General features: G+C 71.5%; 2 protein-coding genes. Both read left to right on the top strand.

Annotation, left to right across the window (positions count from 1 at the left end):
* Positions 1 to 83: 83 nt before the first annotated feature.
* Entirely contained in the window at positions 84 to 15,851 is a 15,768-nt protein-coding gene (locus L942_RS22675; protein WP_037363868.1) for a type I polyketide synthase, read from the top strand.
* Entirely contained in the window at positions 15,848 to 21,214 is a 5,367-nt protein-coding gene (locus L942_RS22670; RefSeq protein WP_037363865.1) for a type I polyketide synthase, read from the top strand. The genes L942_RS22675 and L942_RS22670 overlap by 4 nt, the downstream gene beginning before the upstream one ends.
* Positions 21,215 to 21,467 lie beyond the last annotated feature (253 nt).

The raw sequence follows: 21,467 nt of genomic DNA, 5'->3' as shown, positions 1-21,467 counted from the left end.
GGGGATCCGGCGCGGCGCGAGCCGGCCATACGATCCGACCGACGACCCATGAATGCTGCCTGGCTACCGCGGTGGAGTGCGCAATGCGTGAGAGTGAGAAGAATCGGGAATCCGGCTTCGCGGAGCGGCTGACGCTTCTGCCGCCGGCGGACCGCGCGGGGTTCCTCGCCGGCGTGGTCCACGACGCGACGCGGGCGGCGCTTCGGGCCGCGCTGCCGGAGGTCCCCGCTGTCCTCGATCCGGAGAAAGCGTTCTCCGACCACGGTTTCGACTCGCTCGCGGCGGTGGAGCTGCACGCGCGGCTGACCGACGCGACCGGGCTGGACCTGCCGGTGACGCTGGCTTTCGACTTCCCGACCCCGGCCGCGGTCGCCCGGTTCCTGCACGCCGAGGTGTTCGGGGCGGAGGAATCCGCCGCGGCGCTGGCCGGTGGCGCGGCGCACGACGAACCGGTCGCGATCGTCGGCATCGGCTGCCGTTACCCGGGCGGCGCGGGGTCCCCGGAAGCGTTGTGGCAGCTGGTCGCCGACGAGGTGCACACCATCTCCGGCTTTCCGGAGGACCGCGGCTGGGACCTCGACCGCCTGTACGACCCCGACCCGGACAAGCCGGGCAGCAGCTACGTGGCCTCGGGCGGATTCCTGCCCGGGGCCGGGGAATTCGATGCCGGGTTCTTCGGCATCGCGCCGCGCGAAGCGTCCGCAATGGACCCGCAGCAGCGGCTGGTGCTGGAAACCGCGTGGGAAGCGTTGGAGCGGGCCAAGATCGACCCGTCCGCGCTGCGCGGCACTCCGGCGGGCGTGTTCATCGGTGCGGAGGCACAGGAGTATGGCCCGCGCCTGCACGAAGCTCCCGATGGCCTCGATGGGTACCTGCTCACCGGCAACGCGCCCAGCGTCGTCTCCGGTCGCGTCGCTTACGCGCTCGGTCTGGAAGGGCCGACGCTGACCGTTGACACTGCGTGCTCGGGTTCGCTCGTCGCGTTGCACTTGGCGGTGCAGGCGTTGCGGCGTGGGGAAACTCAGCTCGCCCTGGCCGGTGGTGTCGCGGTGATGGGCGCGCCCGGCACGTTCACTGCGTTCAGCCGTCAGCGCGGCCTCGCGGAAGACGGTCGGTGCAAGGCGTTCGCCGCGGCTGCGGACGGCACTGGCTTCGCCGAGGGCGTCGGCGTGCTGGTTCTGGAGCGGCTTTCCGACGCGGTCGCGAATGGACACACCGTGCTCGCTGTGGTGCGCGGCTCTGCGATCAACTCCGATGGTGCGTCGAATGGTCTGACCGCACCGAATGGTCCGTCGCAGCAGCGCGTGATCAAGCGCGCGCTGGCCGATGCCGGGCTGGAAGCGTCCGATGTGGACGCTGTAGAGGCGCACGGCACCGGTACCCGGCTGGGCGACCCGATCGAGGCGCAGGCCTTGCTGTCCACCTACGGACAGAACCGCGAGACGCCGCTGCTGCTCGGCTCGATCAAGTCGAACATCGGGCACACGCAGGCGGCGGCGGGCGTCGCGGGCGTGATCAAGATGGTCGAGGCGATGCGGCACGGCGTGCTGCCGAAGACGCTGCACGTGGACGAGCCGACGCCGCACGTCGACTGGTCCGCCGGTGCGGTTGAGCTGCTTACCGAGCAGCGGGAGTGGCCGGAGAACGAACGTCCGCGCCGCGCTGGCGTTTCATCGTTCGGCGTGAGCGGGACCAACGCGCATGTCATCATCGAGCAGGCTCCGGCCGTCGAGACTGCGGAAACCACCAGCGAAGAGCTGCCCGTGGTGCCGCTCGTGGTGTCCGCGCGCAGCGAGGAAGCGCTGAAGGCGCAGGCTACCGCATTGCTGTCCACTGTGGAGAGCAACAACCTGACTGACCTCGGCTTCTCACTCGCCACCACGCGTGCCGCGCACGACCAGCGTGCCGTGGTGGTCGCGGAGGACCTCGCGGGCGCCGTGCGTGGGCTGCAGGCGCTGGCGGCAGGGGAGCAGGACCCGAACGTCGTCGTCGGTGAGCGCACGCCGGGCAAGCTCGCGATGCTGTTCACCGGCCAGGGTTCGCAGCGCCTCGCGATGGGGCGTGAGCTGTACCTGGCGTACCCGAAGTTCGCCGAGGTCTTCGACGAGGCAGTCGACCACCTCGACGTGCAGATGGAGACCCCGCTGCGCGACGTGCTCTTCGGTGACAGCGCCGAGGAACTGAACGAAACGCAGTACACCCAGTGCGCGCTGTTCGCGGTCGAGGTCGCGCTCGCGCGGTTGTTCGAATCGTGGGGCGTTCGGCCGGACATCCTGCTCGGCCACTCGATTGGCGAACTGGCCGCGGCGCACATCGCGGGCGTGTGGTCGCTCGCCGACGCTTGCCTGGTCGTCGCCGCGCGTGGCCGGTTGATGCAGGCGCTGCCGGAAGGTGGCGCGATGGTCGCCATCGCCGCGTCCGAGGACGAGGTCCAGCCGCTGCTGGGCGACCAGGTCAGCCTGGCCGCGGTGAACGGCCCGACGTCGGTCGTCGTCTCCGGCGAGCGCGAAGCGGTGGAAACCGTCGTGTCGGTGTTCCGCATGCAGGGCCGCAAGAACAGCGAACTGCGCGTGTCGCATGCGTTCCACTCGCCGCTGATGGAGCCGATGCTGGCCGAGTTCCGCGAGATCCTCGAGGTAGTCGAGTACGCGGCCCCGGCGATCCCGGTCGTCTCGAACGTGACCGGTCGGATCGCGACTGCGGAAGAACTGTGCTCGCCGGGGTACTGGTTGTGGCACGTCCGCCGCGCGGTGCGGTTCGCCGACGGCGTCCAAGCCCTGGTCGACGCCGGCGTGACGACCGCGGTCGAGGTCGGCCCGGACGCCGTGCTGTCGGCGATGGCCGCTGGCACGAGCGAGGCGATCGCGTTCACCCCCGCGCAGCGCCGCGACCGGCCCGAGGTCGCCACCCTCGCGTCCGCGCTCGGCCGCCTCCACACCCGTGGCGTGGCGATCGACTGGACGGCGTTCTTCGGGCCGGCCCGGGCGGTCGACTTGCCGACGTATGCCTTCCAGCACAAGCACTACTGGCTCACCGCGCCGACCGGGCACGGCGACGCGGCGGACTTCGGCCAGCTGGCGTCCGGGCACCCGCTGCTCGCCGCCGAGATCGGGCTGGCGGGGGACGACGGTCTGGTCCTCACCGGTCGCGTCGCGCTGCGGACGCACCCGTGGCTGGCCGACCACGCGATCGCGGGCACGTCGGTCCTGCCGGGCACCGCGTTCGTCGAGATGGCACTGCACGCCGCTGCTCAGGTCGGCTACGGCGTGGTCGACGAACTGACCCTGCAGGCTCCGCTCGCGCTGCCGGAGGCCGGCGGCGTCGCGCTGCAGACGCTGGTCGGGCCGGACGTCGACGGCCGCCGCACGATCGAGTTCCACTCCCGTCCCGACCACGACGCCGACGCGGCCTGGACCCGGCACGCCGTCGGTGTCCTCGCCGCCGGGCCGGTCGTGGAGCCCGCCCCGCGCGCCGAATGGCCGCCCGCCGGCGCCGAAGTGGTCGCGACGAATGAGCTGTACCCCGAGCTGGCCGAGCAGGGTTACGGCTACGGCCCGCTGTTCCAGGGCTTGCGTACCGCGTGGAAGCGCGACGACGTCGTGTTCGCCGAGGTCGCGCTGCCGGCGACCGGGCGGGACGCGGCGTTCGGCGTCCACCCGGCGCTGCTGGACGCGGTCCTGCACGCCACCGACTTCGCTCCGGGAGAGGCGCGCGAGCCGGGCGAGATCCGGCTGCCTTTCGCGTGGACCGGCGTGCGGCTGCACGCGTCCGGCGCGGCCGAGGTCCGGGTGCGGATCACGTCCCCAGCCACCGGTGGCGTCGCGATCGACGTGACGGACGTGGCCGGTACGCCGGTGCTGTCCGTCGAGTCGTTCCGCTCGCGGCCGGTCCGCGAGGCCGACCTTGGCACCCAGGCGCGCGAACTGCTGTACACCGTGGAATGGACTCCGGTCACCGCGTCGGCGGAGCTGCCGGCGCTGGCGTCGCTGGGTTCGATCAGCGGCTTCGACCTTCCGGTGGTCGACTCGCTGGTGTCGCTGATCGACGTTCCCGAGGCGGTGCTGCTGCCGGTTTCCGTGCCGGGCAAGAACATCGCCGCCGCGGCGAAGCAGACCGCACACCGAGTGCGGACGGTGCTGCAGCAGTGGCTGGAAGGCGACCGCTACTCCGGAGCACGTTTGGTGGTGCTGACGCGCGGCACGCTGGCCGACTCCGCCGTCCGCGGACTCGTGCGGTCGGCCCAGGCAGAGCACCCCGGCCGCGTGGTCCTGGTCGAGGGCGCTGTCACCGCGGAGACCCTGGCCACCGCACTTGGCTCGGGAGAGCCGGAACTGCGAATCGACGGCGACACCGTGTCGGCTGGTCGGATGGTCCGATTGGCGGCCGAGGCCGGCGAGCCGACCTGGCGCGCCGACGGCACTGTGCTGATCACCGGCGGCACCGGCGGTCTCGGTGCTCAGGTCGCGAAGCACCTGGTCACGAAGCACGGTGTGCGCAGCCTGCTGCTGCTGAGCCGACGTGGGCTCAACGCACCGGGCGCGGCTGAGCTGGTCGAAGAGTTGGCAGAGCTGGGGGCGACCGCGAAGGTGGTCGCCTCGGACGTCAGCAAGAAGCGTTCGCTCGCAGCGGCGATCAAGAAGGCTGAGTACCCGCTGTCCGCTGTCGTGCACACCGCTGGCGTGCTCGACAACGCGATGATCGGCTCGCTGACCGCCGAACAGCTCGACGCAGTGCTGGCTCCGAAGCTGGACGCGGCGTGGGCGCTGCACGAGCTGACCGCGGAGCTGGACCTGTCCGCGTTCGTCTTGTTCTCCTCCTCGGCCGGCCTCGCCGACGGGGCCGGACAGGCGAACTACGCCGCGGGCAACACCTTCCTCGACGCACTGGCCGAGCACCGCCACGCCGCTGGCCTGCCCGCCACGTCGCTGGCGTGGGGGCTGTGGGCACCCGACGCCGGTCAGGCGATTGGCATGGGCGCGACTCTGTCCGAAGTGGACCGCAACCGCATCACGCGGCTCGGGCTGGCTCCGCTGACTGTGTCGGAAAGCCTTGCCGCCCTGGACGCCGCACTCGGCACCGGCGTTCCGACGGTCGTGCCGACCCGCGTCGACCGCGCCGCACTGCGGTCGCGTGGCGAGGACGTTCCGGCCGTGCTGCGCGGGCTCGTTCCCGCCGGTCGCCGCCGGATCGCAGCCGCCAGCGGGGAAGTGACGCCGGAGCAGCAGTTCGCCGAGCGGTTCGCGCACCTAGTCGAGGCGGACCGCGACCGCGCGCTGCTCGACCTGGTGCGCACGCACGTCGCGGCCGTTCTCGGCCACGACAGCGCGGACGCGATCAGCCCGGCCCGCCCGTTCGGCGAGATCGGTTTCGACTCGCTGGCCGCGGTGGAACTGCGCAACATCCTCGACTCGGTCACCGGCATGCGGCTGCCCGCGACGCTGGTATTCGACTACCCGACGCCGCGCGCGCTCGCCGAGTACCTGGCGTCGCGGCTCGCCGGGCTGGCTCCGGCACGCCCGATCACTCCGGTCACCACGGCGGACCCGGAGGAGCCGATCGCGATCGTCGGCATCGCTTGCCGCTACCCGGGTGGTGTCGAGACGCCGGAAGACCTGTGGCGGCTGGTGTCCGAGGGCGAGGAAGCGCTGTCCGGCTTCCCGGTCGACCGCGGCTGGAACGTCGACGCGCTGTATGACCCGGAGCCCGGCAAGCCCGGCCACTCCTACGTCAAGCACGGCGCCTTCCTGCACGACGCGGCCGAGTTCGACGCGGACTTCTTCGAGATCAGCCCGCGCGAGGCGGCGGCGATGGACCCGCAGCAACGGCTGCTGCTGGAGGTGTCCTGGGAGGCGTTCGAGCGGGCCGGCATCGACCCAGTCGGCCTGCGCGGCAGCGCGACCGGTGTGTTCGCTGGCGTGATGTACCACGACTGGGGCACCCGCCTCGGCACCGTCTCCGACGACATCGCGGGCTACCTCGGCAACGGCAGCCTCGCCAGCGTCGTGTCCGGCCGGGTGTCGTACGCGCTGGGCCTGGAAGGCCCGACCGTGACCGTGGACACCGCGTGCTCGTCGTCGCTGGTCGCGCTGCACTGGGCGGTGCAAGCGCTGCGGCGCGGCGAGTGCACGCTGGCGCTGGCCGGCGGGGTCACCGTGATGTCCACTCCGGACACCTTCATCGACTTCAGCCGTCAGCGCGGGCTTTCCGCCGACGGCCGGTGCAAGGCATTCGCCGAGGCGGCGGACGGCACCGGTTGGGGCGAGGGCGCGGGCATGCTGCTCGTCGAGCGGCTGTCGGACGCGCGCCGCAACGGGCACCCGGTGCTCGCGGTGCTACGCGGTTCCGCTGTGAACCACGACGGCGCGTCGAACGGCCTGACCGCGCCGAACGGTCCGTCGCAGCAGCGGGTGATCGCCAAGGCACTGGCCGACGCTGGCCTGCAACCGTCCGAAGTGGACGCCGTCGAGGGCCACGGCACCGGGACCACGCTGGGCGACCCGATCGAGGCGCAGGCGCTGCTGGCCACCTACGGCCAGGACCGTTCCGGGGACGAGCCCCTGTGGCTCGGGTCGATCAAGTCCAACATCGGGCACACGCAGGCCGCGGCGGGCGTCGCGGGCATCATCAAGATGGTCATGGCGATGCAGCACGGCCAGCTGCCGCAGACGCTGCACGTCGACCGTCCGTCCACTGTGGTCGATTGGGACACCGGCGCGGTTCGGCTGCTGACCGAGGCCCGGGAGTGGCCGGCCGACCGGCCTCGTCGCGCCGCGGTGTCGTCGTTCGGTATCAGCGGCACGAACGCGCACGTCATCCTGGAGCAGGCGCCGGCGATCCAGGTCGAGCGGCCTTCGGAGACGCAGACGATCGTTCCGGTCGCGCTGTCCGGCCGGTCCGCCGCCGCGGTGCGCGGACAGGCGGCGCGGCTGCGTTCTTGGCTGGCTGAAGGTGTTTCCGTCGCAGAGATCGCGCGTTCGCTGGCGGCGACGCGGGCCTCGCTGGAACACCGGGCAGTGGTGGTTGCCGAGACGGCAGCCGAACTCGCCGACCGCCTCGACGCGCTGGCTGGCGGAGAAGCGCCGACCGGTCAGGTCGTGGACGGGAAGCTCGCCTTCCTGTTCTCCGGCCAGGGCGCGCAGCGGGTCGGGATGGGACGCGAGCTGTACGACGCGTACCCGGCCTTCGCGACGGCGTTCGACGCGGTGTGCGCGGCGATCGACCCGCTGGTCGACGTGCCGTTGCGGGACGTCGTATTCGGCACCACCGAACTAGCCGACCGCGGCCTGCTGGACCAGACGCAGTACACCCAGACCGGGCTGTTCGCGGTCGAGGTCGCGCTGTTCCGGCTCGCCGAATCGTGGGGCTTCCGGCCTGACGCGCTCGCCGGGCATTCGATCGGCGAACTGGCCGCGGCCCACGTCGCGGGCGTGCTTTCCCTGGAGGACGCGGCGAAACTGGTCGCCGCGCGCGGCCGGCTGATGGGCGCGCTGAGCGACCGGCGCGGCGCGATGGTCTCGTTCGCCGCGCCCGAAGAAGCAGTGCGGGAGCTGCTGCGGGGCCACGAGGACGCGGTCAGCATCGCCGCGGTGAACGGTCCGGCCGCGGTGGTCGTCTCGGGCGACGCGGACGTGGTCGCCGAGATCGAGCGGGCGGCTGACGAGGTCCAAACGCGGCGGTTGCGGGTGAGCCACGCGTTCCACTCGCCGCTGATGACACCGATGCTCGACGAGTTCCGCGAGATCGCGACCGGACTGACTTACGAGGCACCTAAGATACCGATTGTCTCGACGGTCACCGGGAAACTCGCCACCGACGACGCGCTGCGTTCGCCGGAATACTGGGTCACCCATGTCCGCGACACCGTCCGGTTCGGCGCTGCGGTCACGACGCTGGCGGAGAGCGGCGTCCAGACGTTCCTGGAGATCGGGCCGGACAGCGTGCTGTCCGCGCTCGGCCCGCAGAGTGTCGACGCCGAGTTCGTTCCGTTCGGCCGGCGCGACCAGGACGAGGTGCGCACCGCGCTCACCGCGGCCGGTCGCCTGCACGTCCGCGGCGCGGCGAAGCTCGGCCAGCTGCTCGGCGACGGCCCGGTCCGGCTCGACCTGCCGACGTATGCCTTCCAGCACAAGCGTTACTGGCTGGACGCGACACCGTCCGGCGACGTCACGTCGGTCGGACAGCAGCCGTTGGCGCATCCGATGCTGGGTGCGGTCGTGGCGCTGTCCGGCTCGGACACCACTGTCCTCACTGGACGGTTGTCCGCCTCGTCGGTGCCGTGGGTCGCGGATCACGTGGTGAAGGGGGCGATCCTGGTGCCCGGCACCGGATTCGTCGAGCTGGCGGTCGCCGCCGGCGACCAGGTGGGTCACCCGACGGTGGAGGAACTGACGCTGCAGGCGCCGCTCGTCCTGCCGCCGGACGGCGCGGTCGCGCTGCAGGTCGTGGTCGGTCCGGCGAACGGCGACCGCCGCCCGGTCACCGTGTTCTCCCGCCCGGTCGAATCGGACGGCGACTGGACGCAGCACGCGCTGGGCACGCTGTCCGCCACCGCACGGCCGGAACCCGCCGGCCTCACCGAATGGCCGCCGGCCGGGGCGACCCCGATCCCGGTCGAGGGCGCGTACGAGCGGCTCAACGAGCGAGGCTATGGCTACGGCCCGGCGTTCCAGGGCCTGCAGGCCGCGTGGCGACGGGGGAACGAGGTGTTCGCCGAGGTCGCGCTGCCGGAACCGGCGGCGTCCACGGCGGGTTCCTACGGTCTGCACCCGGCGCTGCTCGACACCGCGATGCACGCCGACCTCCTCGGCGACCCGAGCGGTTCGACGCTGCTTCCGTTCGTCTGGAACGGCGTCACGCTGCACGCGGTCGGTGCTTCGGTGCTGCGGGTGCGGATCGTGCGGCTGGACGGCGACGAGCTGTCGTCGATCGAGGTCGCGGACGGCGAAGGCAACCCGGTCGCGTCGGTCGAGTCGCTGGTCTCGCGGCCGGTGCGGACCGAACTGGCCGCGCCGGCGGAAACCACGGACGGTTCGCTGCTCAAGATCGGCTGGCAGTCCGTGCCGGTCCCGGCCGCGGAGCCGGGCGACGTCGTCGCGATCGGCCGGGGCCGCGTCGGCGTGGCCGCCACCTACAGCGGGTTCGCGGACCTGCTCGGTGCGGTGGACCGCGGCGAGCCGGTGCCGGGCCTCTTGACGCTCTCGGTGCCCGCCGCGGCCGGCGAGGTGCCGGAGGCGGCTCGGGCCAACGCGACCTGGCTGCTCGCCGAGATCCAGGCGTGGCTGGCCGAATCGCGGCTGGCCGCAACGAAACTCGCCATCGTCACCCAGGCCGCGGTCCCGGCGGGCGGGTCCACTGTGGACGTCACGCAGAGCCTGCTGTGGGGCCTCGCCCGGGCGGCGCAGGCCGAACACCCTGGCCGTGCGGTCCTGATCGACGCGGACGCGGACACGAAGGTCGAGACGATCGCCGCGGTGGTTGCCTCGGGCGAGCCCGAGTCGGCGATCCGCGCTGGTGCGGTACTCGCTCCGCGCTACACCCGGACCGAATCGACCGGAACCACCACGTGGGACGGCACGGTCCTGATCACCGGCGGCACCGGCGGGCTCGGCAGCCTGCTGGCGCGTTACCTGGTCGCCGAGCACGGGGTGCAGAGCCTCGTGCTCACCAGTCGCCGCGGTCTCGACGCACCGGGCGCCGCGCAGTTGGCCGAAGAGCTGACTGACCTGGGCGCGACTGTTCAGGTAGCGGCCTGCGACGTGGCGGACCGGGCGGCGGTCGAGCGGCTGATCAACGACCTGCCGGACCTCGGCGCGGTCGTGCACGCCGCCGGTACCGCAGACAGCGGCGTCTTCGATTCGCTCACTGCGGAGCAGCTTGCCGCGGTGCTGCGGCCGAAGGTCGACGCGGCCTGGCACCTGCACGAGCTGACTGCGGACCGGCAGCTGTCCGCGTTCGTCATGTTCTCCTCGGCGGGCGGCCAAGTGCTGCCGGCCGGACAGGCGAACTACGCCGCGGCCAACGCGTTCCTCGACGGGCTCGCCGAACACCGGCGCGCGGCCGGGCTCCCGGCCACCGCGCTGGCCTGGGGGCTGTGGGCGGAGAACACCGGACTCGGCGGCGACCTCGCCGAAGCCGATCTCGCCCGGATGGCACGCCTGGGCCTGCCCGCGGTGACCGCCGAGCAGGGGCTCACCCTGTTCGACGCCGCCGTGGCCACCGAAGACGCGGTCATCGCGCCGCTGCGCGTGGACGTCCCGGCGCTGCGGGCACGCACCGACGAACTGCCTGCCCTGCTGCGCGGTTTCGTGCCGCCGAAGGCACGGCGCGTGGCGAAGGCGGCCAAAGCGGCGGACAACGCGCTCGCCGACGAACTGGCCGCGCTGGTCGAAAGCGAACGGGACCGGGTGCTGCTCGACCTCGTCCGCACCCAGGTGGCCACCGTGCTCGGCTACGCGGACAAGTCCGAAGTGGACGGAACGCGGGCGTTCAAGGAGCTGGGTTTCGACTCGCTCGCCGCGGTCGAACTCCGCAACCTGCTGGGCACCGCGACCGGCCTGACGCTGCCCGCGACGCTGATTTTCGACCACCCGACCGCCAAGGCCGTCGCGGACTTCGTCAAGGGCAAGCTGCTCGGCGCGGTCGCGAAGACCCCGGCGGCCACGGCCCGGACGAACGCGTCGATGCAGGAACCGATCGCGATCGTCGGCATGGCCTGCCGCTACCCCGGCGGCGTCCGGTCGCCGGAGGACCTGTGGCAGCTGCTGGTCGACGAGGTCGACGCGGTCACCGGGTTCCCGACCAACCGCGGCTGGGACATCGAGGGCATCTACGACCCGGAGCGCGGCAAACGCGGCAAGACGTACGCCAACCAGGGCGGATTCCTGCACGACGCGGCGGAATTCGACCCCGCGTTCTTCGGCATCGGCCCGCGCGAGGCGATGGCGATGGACCCGCAGCAGCGGCTCCTGCTGGAAACCGCGTGGGAGGCCATCGAGCGCGCCGGGATCGACCCGACCGCGCTGCGCGGCAGCCTGACCGGCGTCTTCACCGGCGCGATGTACGACGACTACGGCAGCCGCGCCCCGGGCGCCCCGGCCGACGTCGCCGCCTACATCCCGAACGGCAGCTCCGGCGCGGTCGTCTCCGGCCGGATCTCCTACCTGCTCGGTCTCGAGGGCCCGAGCATGACGGTGGACACCGCGTGCTCGTCCTCGCTGGTCACGCTGCACCTCGCGGTGCAGGCGCTGCGGGCCGGGGAGTGCGGGATGGCGTTGGCCGGCGGGGTCACCGTGCTGTCGCAGTCGGATCTCTTTGTCGACTCCAGCCGCCAGGGCGTGCTTTCGCCCAACGGCCGGTCGAAGTCGTTCTCCGCGGCTTCCGACGGCGTCGGCTGGGCCGAGGGCGCGGGTCTGCTCCTGCTGGAGCGGCTGTCCGACGCGCAGCGCAACGGGCACGAGGTGCTCGCGGTGGTCCGGTCGAGCGCGGTCAACCAGGACGGTGCGTCCAACGGCCTGACCGCCCCGAACGGCCCGTCGCAGGAACGCGTGATCCACGCGGCCCTCGCCGCTGGTGGATTGAAGCCGTCCGATGTGGACGCGGTCGAAGCGCACGGTTCGGGCACCAAACTGGGCGACCCGATCGAGGCGCAGGCGCTGCTGGCCACCTACGGCCAGGACCGCGACCGGCCGCTGTACCTGGGTTCGGTGAAGTCGAACATCGGGCACGCGCAGGCGTCCGGCGGCGCGGCGGGCGTGATGAAGGTCGTGCAAGCGTTGCGGCACAACCTGTTGCCCAAGACGATGCACGTCGACGCGCCGTCGCCGGTCGTCGACTGGACCGCCGGCAACATCGAACTGCTCACCGAACCGCGGCCGTGGCCGCGCAACGGGCACCCGCGTCGCGCCGGCGTCTCGTCGTTCGGCATCAGCGGCACCAACGCGCACATCATCATCGAGGAGGCCCCGCCCGCGCCGGCTGCCGAAAACCGGCGCACCGCACCGGAATTCCCGGCCATCCCGCTGCCGATCGCCGGTTCGGTCGCCCCGGCGCTCGCCGACCAGGCCGCCCGGCTGGCCGCGCACCTGCGGGCGAACCCGGACGTCAGCCTGACCGACATCGGCTACTCGCTGGCCACCGGTCGCGCGGCGCTCGATCACCGCGCGGTGGTCCTGGCGGCCGACCGCGAAGCGGCGCTGAAAGCGCTCGACGGGCTGGCCGAGGGCCGGACCCCGGCGGGCACCGTGTCCGGCACGGTCAGCGCAGCCGACCTGACGGCGTTCCTGTTCACCGGACAAGGCGCGCAGCAGCCGGGCATGGGACGCGGGCTGTACGAGGCGTTCCCGGTCTTCGCCGGAGCGTTCGACGAGATCTGCGGACTCTTCGACGCCGAGCTGGACACCCCGCTCAAGCAGGTGATCTGGGAAGGCTCGCCGCTGCTCAACCAGACCGCGTACACGCAATGCGCGCTGTTCGCGATCGAGGTCGCGCTGTACCGGCTGGTCGAATCGTGGGGCGCCAAGCCGGATTACGTCGCCGGGCACTCGATCGGCGAACTCGCCGCGGCCCACGTCTCCGGGGTGTTCTCGCTGGCCGACGCTTGCTCGCTGGTCGCCGCTCGCGGCCGGCTCATGCAGGCGCTGCCGACCGGAGGCACGATGGCGGCGATCGCGGCCGCCGAGGACGAGGTGCGCGCCTCGCTGCCGGCCGGGGTGGACGTCGCGGCGGTGAACGGGCCGCGGTCGGTGGTCATCTCCGGTCCGGAAGAGGACGTTGTCGCTGCCATGGCGACTTTCTCCGACGCCGGTCGCCGGACGAAGCAACTGGTTGTGTCGCACGCGTTCCACTCGTCGCTGATGGAGCCGATGCTGGCCGAGTTCGCCGTGGTGGCGGAGAAACTGACCTACTCCGCGCCGTCGATCCCGGTGGTCTCGAACGTGACCGGCAAGATCGCGACCGCGGCCGAGCTGTGCTCGCCGCAGTACTGGGTGAGCCACGTGCGGGAAGCGGTGCGATTCGCCGACGGCGTCAACACCTTGCTGGCCGCGGGCGTCACCCGGTTCGTCGAGCTGGGGCCGGACGCGGTGCTCACCGGGATGGCTCGCGAATGCGACACCGCAGTCGCCGACCGGCCGGACCGGGTCGTCCAGGTGCCCGCGATGCGCCGCGGCCGGGCCGAGGTGCCGACCGTGTTCACCGCGCTGGCGACGCTGTTCGCCCGGGGCGCGAAGATCGACTGGAAGGCGCTGTTCGCCGGCCAGGGCGCGTCCACTGTGGACCTGCCGACCTACGCGTTCCAGAACAAGTCGTACTGGCTCGACGCGACGAAGCCGACCGGCGACGTGAGTACTTTGGGCGCGCAGTCCGCCGGACACCCCCTGCTGGGCGCCCTGGTGGAACTGCCGGACGGCGGCGCGGTGCTGACCGGGCGGCTGTCGGTCGCGACGCAGCCGTGGCTGGCCGACCACGTGGTGATGGGCCGGACGATGCTGCCCGGCACCGCGTATGTCGAGCTGGCGATGCACGCCGGGGACCAGGTCGGCTGCGACCTTCTGGAGGAGCTGACCCAGCAGGCACCGTTGCTGCTGGCCGACGACGGGGTCGACCTGCGCGTGGTCATCAGCGCGCCGGACGCCAGCGGCCGCCGGGAGCTGGCGGTGCACTCGCGGACCGAGGCGGGCTGGGTCCAGCACGCCGCGGGCACGCTGGCCAACGGAGCGGCGGCGGACTTCTCGCTGGCCGAATGGCCGCCGTCCGGCGCGGAACCGGTCGACCTGACCGGCCTGTACGACGACCTGGCCGGGCTTGGCTTCGGCTACGGGCCGACGTTCCGCAACCTGCGGGCGATCTGGCTGCGCGAAGGCGAGGTGTACGCCGAGGTCGCACTGCCGGAAGGCACCGCGGCGAACGAGTTCGGCCTGCATCCGGGCCTGCTCGACTCGGCACTCGGCGCGACGGACTTCCTGATCCCGGGCGGGCCGAAGGCGCTGACCGAGACGACGATCCCGTTCGCCTGGAACTCGGTGTCGCTGCAGGCCAGCGGCGCGACGGCGCTGCGGGTGCGGGTCCGGAAAACCGAGAGCGGTTCGTCGCTCGACCTCGCGGACGCCGCGGGCGCGCCGGTGGCTCGGATCGCCTCGCTGGTCACGCGGCCGGTGTCGGAAAGCCAGCTCGGCACGAAGGTGCCGGACTCGCTGTACCGCATCGAGTGGCAGCCCGCTTCGGGCGTGCGGCTGGTGCCTTCGCTGGACGGCTGGGCCGTGCTCGGCACGGACGACCTCGGTCTCGGGGTGCCGCTTCGGACTGAGTCGGGCGGTGCCGAGGTCTTGGTGCTGCCGGTCGGTTCCGGTTCCGGTGACGTTCCCGCTCAGGTGCACCAGGTGGTGCAGGAAACGTTGCGGCACTTGCAGAACTGGCTTTCGGCCGGGGACGGAAAGCTGGTCGTGGTCACTCGCGACGAGCTGGCGCAGGCCCCGGTCTGGGGGCTGGTGCGGGCCGCGCAGGCGGAGAACCCGGGCCGGATCCAGGTCGTCGACCTCGACGCTTCGGCGGAATCGGCCCGGGCGCTGCCCGCGGTGGTCGCGTCCGGCGAACCGGAGGCGCGGGTGCGGAACGGCGAGGTCCGCGTGCCGCGGCTGACCCGGGTCACCGAGGTCGGCGAGCCGCTCGACTGGGACCCGGACGGCACGGTGCTGATCACCGGCGGTGCGGGGCTGCTCGGCGGACTGCTGGCCCGGCACCTGGTCGCTCGCGGCGCCCGGGACCTAGTCCTGACCAGCCGGCGCGGTCTCGATGCACCGGGGGCGCGGGAACTGGTCGACGAACTGGCCGGCGAGGGCGCGAAGGTGACCGTGGCCGCGTGCGACGTCACCGACCGGGACGAGCTGGCGAAGCTGCTCGACACGCTGCCGCGGCTGACCGCCGTCGTGCACGCGGCCGGACAGATGGACAGCGCGGTGCTGAGCGCCCTGACGCCGGAGCAAGTCGAGAACGTGTTGCGGCCCAAGGTGGACGCGGCTTGGCACCTGCACGAGCTGACGGCTGCCCGGGACCTGGCGGCGTTCGTCCTCTACTCCTCGGCAGGCGGTCTGCTGCTCGCGGCGGGACAGGCGAACTACGCGGCGGGGAACGTGTTCCTGGACGCGCTGGCCGAACACCGCGCTTCCCTTGGTCTCCCGGCGACGTCGCTCGCGTGGGGTCCGTGGGAAGGCACCGACGGCGAGGTGGACCTGGCGCACATCGCCCGGTCCGGGGTCGCGGAACTGTCCGCGGCGGAGGGGATGGAGCTGTTCGACGCGGCTCTGTCCGCTTCGACGGCGGTGCTGGTGCCGGTGAAACTCGACCTCAAGGACGCCGACCGCGCGTCGGCACTGCTGAAGGGCCTCGTGACCGCTGCGCCGCGGCGGGCTGCTGTCGCCTCGTCGGCAGAGCCGGAGGCCGGATTCGCCGACAAGCTCGCCACGCTCCCGGCGGACGAGCGGGATTCGGCGACGCTGCACCTGGTGTGCGAGCACACCGCGGCAGTCCTCGGGTACGACGACGCATCGGCGGTCGGGGCCGAGAAAGGTTTCACCGACCTGGGCATCGACTCGCTCGCCGCGCTCGAGCTGCGCAACCGGCTCGGCGCCGCGACCGGGCTGCGGCTGCCCGCGACGCTGATCTTCGACTACCCGAGCCCGCTGCCGCTGGCCCGGCACCTGCTGGCGGAACTGGCTCCCGCTCCCGCCGAGTCCGCGGTTTCGGCGGAAGAACTGAACGGTACTGACGACGCGGCGGCCGCGGCCGCCGCGATGGACCTGGCCGACCTGGTCCGCTCCGCGATGGGCGGCACCGACGAACGGGGTGAATCCCAGTGACCGACAAGTCCGCTCCTTCGACCGAGCAGATCGTCGCCGCGCTGCGGCAGTCCATGACGGACAACGAACGGCTCCGTGCGGACAACCAGCGGCTCGCCGCCCGGCAGTCCGAGCCGATCGCGATCATCGGCATGGGCTGCCGGTACCCCGGCGGGGTGACCACGCCCGCGCAGCTGTGGGACCTGGTGGCCGGCGGCGTCGACGCGATCGGCGAGTTCCCGGCCGACCGCGGCTGGGACACCGCCGCCCTGCACGACCCGACCGGCACCCGGCCCGGCACGACGTACTCGAACGAAGGCGGTTTCCTTTACGACGCCGCCGATTTCGAGCCGGAGTTCTTCGGCATCAGCCCGCGCGAGGCGATCACGCTGGACCCGCAGCAGCGGTTGCTGCTCGAGACCGCGTGGGAAGCCGTCGAACGCGCCGGGATCGTGCCGTCGACCTTGCGCGGCAGCGCGACCGGCGTGTTCACCGGTGTCATGTACCACGACTACGGCGCGGGCAGCAGCGACGGCAGCCTGATCTCCGGGCGGGTTTCGTACACGCTCGGCCTCGAGGGCCCGTCGGTGTCAGTGGACACCGCCTGTTCGTCGTCGTTGGTCGCGATGCACCTTGCCGCGCAAGCACTTCGGCGCGGCGAGTGCTCGCTGGCGCTGGCCGGCGGGGTGACGGTGATGGTCACGCCGGACATGTTCGTGTACTTCAGCGAACAGCATGGCTTGTCCTCGGACGGCCGCTGCAAGGCCTTCGGCAGCGGTGCGGACGGTGTCGGGTGCTCGGAAGGCGCCGGAATGCTGTTGCTGGAGCGGCTTTCCGACGCTCGCCGCAACGGGCACCACGTGCTGGCGATTCTGCGCGGCAGCGCGGTGAACTCGGACGGTGCTTCGAGTGGGATCACGGTGCCGAACGGTCCCGCCCAGCAGCGGGTGATCCGGGCGGCGCTGGCCGATGCTTCGCTGGAACTGTCCGATGTGGACGCCGTGGAGGCGCACGGCACCGGCACCAAGCTCGGTGATCCGATCGAGGCTCAGGCCCTGATCTCCACCTATGGCAAGGCCGCTGCCCCTTCGCGACCGTTGTATGTCGGTTCTTTCAAGTCGAACGTCGGACACACGCAGGCCGCTGCCGGGGTAGGCGGAGTCATCAAGATGGTCGAAGCCATGCGGCGGGGCGTGCTGCCGCCGACCCTGCACGCGGACGAGCCCTCGCCGCACGTCGACTGGTCGGATGGCACCGTCGCGCTGCTGACCGAGACCACCCCTTGGCCGTCGGCCGGACGCCCGCGGCGGGCTGGGGTCTCTTCGTTCGGCATCAGTGGAACGAACGCGCATGTGATTGTCGAACAAGGCGATCCGGTGCCGGAACCTTCCTCGGTCGGCGGCCCAGTCACCTGGCTGCTCTCGGCTTCCTCACCGGAGGCCCTGCGGGCGCAGGCTGCCCAATTGGCCGGGTTCGCTCCTTCGGGTTCTGCCGCGGATGTCGGGCTTTCCCTTGCGACGACGCGAACCCTGAGCGAATATCGCGCTGGTGTGGTGGCTGCCGATCGGGAAGCTGCTGTTCGGGCTCTGGGAGATTATGCAGCAGGCCGGGCTTCGTCCGCGGTGGTCGAAGGCATGGCCTCCACGCGGCGCATGGCGTTCCTCTTCACGGGCCAAGGTGCGCAACGCGCTGGTATGGGTCTCGACCTCGCCGCCGCGTATCCGGTCTTCGCCGCCGCGCTGGACGAGGTCGGTGCTGCGTTGGACCTCGACGTCCCCCTGCGCGCTGTGCTCGCCGACGCGGACCGGCTCGACCAGACCAGCTACACGCAACCAGCGCTGTTCGCGGTGGAAGTCGCCCTGTATCGGCTGTTGGAGTCGTGGGGCATCCGGCCTTCGTACCTGCTGGGCCACTCCGTCGGAGAGATCGCCGCCGCACACGTCGCCGGAGTGCTTTCCCTTGCGGACGCTGGAAAACTGGTCGTCGCGCGGGCCCGGCTCATGCAAGCCCTGCCTGCGGGCGGCGCGATGGTGGCGGTGCAGGCTACCGAGGACGAGGTTCTTCCGCTATCAACCGATGGTGTAGGAATCGCCGCGGTGAATGGCCCGCGGTCGGTGGTAGTGTCGGGGGTCGAAGAAGAAGTACTTGCGGTTGCTGGGAAATTTACTCGAACTTCGCGGTTGCGGGTGTCGCACGCGTTCCATTCGCCGCTCATGGACCCGATGCTGGACGAGTTCGCCGCGGTGGCGCGCACCCTGACGTACTCCGAGCCATCGGTGCCCATTGTGTCCACCGTGGAACTGTCAGCGAAGGTGACGACGCCGGACTACTGGGTGCGCCAGGTCCGCGCAGCAGTCCGCTTCGCCGACGGCGTGCAAGCGCTGGCCGCGGCCGACGTGGACACGTTCGTCGAGGTCGGCCCGAGCGCGGTGCTGACCGCGATGGGCCAAAGCTGCGCTGATGGGGCAGGCGGGCCCGGGAGTGGTGCCGGCAGTGCCAACGCCGCCGCCACTCTTGCGAACGCCACCTTCGTCCCAGTCCTGCGCAAGGACCGAGCCGAAGCGGAGTCGGCCGCCGCCGCGGTCGCGACCCTGTTCACGCTCGGCGGGACGGTCGACTGGGACGCGTTCTACTCCGGCGCGCACGTGGTCGAGCTGCCGACCTACGCGTTCCAGGGCAAGCGCTACTGGCTGGACAACCCGACCGGCGCGCGGGCCCGCGGCGTGGCCGAGGTCGGACAGCGAGAAGCCGCGCACCCGCTGCTCGGCGCGGTGGTCGGCACCGCGGACACGGGCGGGGTCGTCCTCACCGGACGGCTGTCGCTGGCAGCGCAGCCCTGGCTGGCCGACCACGTCGTCCAGGGCAACGCGCTGTTCCCCGGCACGGCGTTCGTCGAGCTGGCCGTGCGCGCGGGCGACGAGGTCGGCTGCGGCCGGGTCGACGAACTCACCCTGGCCGCACCGCTGATCCTGCCGGAACAGGGCGCGGTGCGGCTGCAGGTGACCGTCGGCGCGCAGGAGGCCGACGGCACCCGCGCGCTGGGGATTTTCTCCCAGCCCGAGGACGCCGACGAATGGGTCCAGCACGGCAGCGGCCGGCTCTCCCCGGCAGGTTCGCCGCCCGCGGCGGCCGCGGAATGGCCGCCCGCCGAGGCTACGGAGATCGACGTGACCTCGCGGTACGACGAGCTGGCCGCGCAAGGCTTCGACTACGGCCCGGTCTTCGCCGGTCTGCGCAGAGCGTGGCAAGCCGGCGACGTGCTGGCCGCCGAAGTCGCGCTGCCCGAGCACGCGGACGGCAGCGCGTTCGGCCTGCACCCCGCGTTGCTCGACGCTGCCCTGCACACAATCGGCCTCGCCGGGCCGACCGAGGACAAGCCAGTCCTGCCCTTCGCGTGGTCCGGCGTCTCGCTTTACGCCGGCGGCGCGGCGAGCCTGCGCGTGCTGATCTCGTCGGATGTCGAGAACACCGTCTCACTCACCGCGACGGACGCCTCCGGCGCCCCCGTGCTGCGCGTGGATTCGCTGGCGCTGCGTCCCATCGCGGACGACGCGTTCGCCAACGCCACGCGTTCGGCCGTGGACGATTCGCTCTTCCGCGTCGACTGGATCCCGTGGCAAGGCGACGAGGTCACCGCAGTGACCACCGCGATCCTGGGCACTGACCCGTTCGGCCTCGGCGGCGAGTCCTATGTGGACCTCAACGCCCTGCGCGAAGCCATCCGCCACGGCGCGGTGGTCCCAGACGTCGTCTACGTACCCTTCACTGCCCGGGAAACCGCCACGCCGGAAGGTGCTCGCGCAGCCGTCCATAACCTCCTTTCCTTGACCCAAGCCTGGGTCTCCGAGGATGTTCTGGCCGCTTCGCGCTTGGTCGTCGTCGCGTCCGGCGCGATTGCCACTAGCCCGGACGAGGGCGCGCCCGACCTCACCCACGCGGCACTGTGGGGCGTGATCCGCACCGCGCAACTCGAGTACCCAGATCGATTCATGGTCGTGGACCTGGACAACGGCGCGCTCCCGATCGGCTCGGTGCTTGGCGCGATGTACGCCGATGAACCCGGAGTCGCAGTCCGCGACGGCGCGGTTTTGGTGCACCGTCTGGCAAAGTACGTTCCGTCCGGCACCGCCGCCTTCGACCCGGACGGCACCGTCCTGGTCACCGGCGGTACCGGTGTGCTCGGCCAGTTGATCGCCCGCCACCTGGTCACCGAACACGGCGTCCGCCACCTGCTGATCACGAGCCGCCGCGGCCCCGCCGCTCCAGGAGCCGACGAGTTCGCCGCCTCCCTGACCGAACTGGGCGCGTCAGTCTCGCTGGTCGCCTGCGACCTGGCCTCGCGAGACGCCGTCGCGAAACTCATCGCCGACGTTCCGTCCGACCACCCGCTCACCGCGGTGATCCACACCGCCGGCGTCGTCGACGATGGCGTGCTCCTGTCCCTGACCCCGGAACGAATGGACGCCGTCCTCCGTCCGAAGGTCGACGCCGCATGGCACCTGCACGAACTGACCGCGCACCTGGACCTGTCCGCCTTCGTGCTGTACTCGTCGGCAGGTGGAACCCTAGGCGCCGCAGGCCAAGCCAACTACTCGGCGGCGAACGTCTTCCTGGACGCACTAGCACACCACCGTGCAGCACAAGGCCTGCCAGCCGTGTCGCTCGCCTGGGGCCTCTGGTCCGAAGGCGGCATGTCCGGCGACCTGGCCGACACCGACCTGATCCGCATGGCCCGATCCGGCGTCTTCGGCCTGTCCTTCGCCGACGGCCTGGAACTGTTCGACGCAACAGTCGCCGCCGGCCAACCATCACTGGTACCAGTGCGCCTGGACATGTCGGGCCTGCGCGCCGACGCCCACAGCGTCCCCGCAATGCTGCGCGGTCTGGTCCGAGGCCGCCGCCGAGTCGAGGTCGTCGACGATTCCTGGAACCAGGTACTGCGCCTCTCGGGAGCCGAACGAGTCCGAGCGGCGGTGGACTTGGTCTGCGGCACCGCGGCCGTAGTCCTGGGCCACGAACGCCGAGACTCCGTCGATCCACGAAAGGGCTTCATCGAACTCGGCTTCGACTCGCTCACTGCCATTGAACTACGCAACCGCCTGGACGTCCTCACCGGAATGCGCCTGCCCGCGACGCTGATCTTCGACTACCCGTCCGTACAGGTCCTAGGAGAACACCTGGTCGCGGATGGTGCCCCGTCGGCAGTCGAGGTCCAGTTGGACGCGCTCGAAGACGTCGTCCGAGGCCTGGAACCAGACGAGGTCTCCGGAGTAGTGACGCGGTTGAAGGCGGTACTGGCATCGCTGGCCCCAGACGAGGAAGTGGAAGGAGCCAGCGCAGACGAACTGTTCGCGCTGCTGGACGAAGAATTGGAAGCGCGGTAACGGTTTGGGGGGCCGCCCGCACCTGCTGGGCGGCCCTTTGATCTTTGCTGGATCCAGGCGTACCGAGGGAATCTCCTCGGGCACGGTGCCCACGCGAACTTCTCTGCAATCGCGCGGTTGTGTCGCGAGGACCGTTGCGTTAGACACCAGTTTCCGCGCGCCGTCCGCAAAACCCTCCGCAGTCAGTTTCCCTGGGATCATGCTCAAGTTCGCCGCGTCGCGTGCCTCCGCATTAGCGAACTGGTCCGCTCCC

The sequence above is a fragment of the Amycolatopsis orientalis DSM 43388 genome (assembly GCF_000411975.1).
GTDB lineage: Bacteria > Actinomycetota > Actinomycetes > Mycobacteriales > Pseudonocardiaceae > Amycolatopsis > Amycolatopsis orientalis_D.
The sequence above is the reverse complement of the archived record's forward strand: the minus strand, read 5'-3'. Positions and strand labels throughout refer to the sequence as shown.

Excerpts from the sequence above, each read along its gene's own strand:
- L942_RS22675 (WP_037363868.1), top strand. The coding sequence starts at position 84 with ATGCGTGAGAGTGAGAAGAATCGGGAATCCGGCTTCGCGGAGCGGCTG.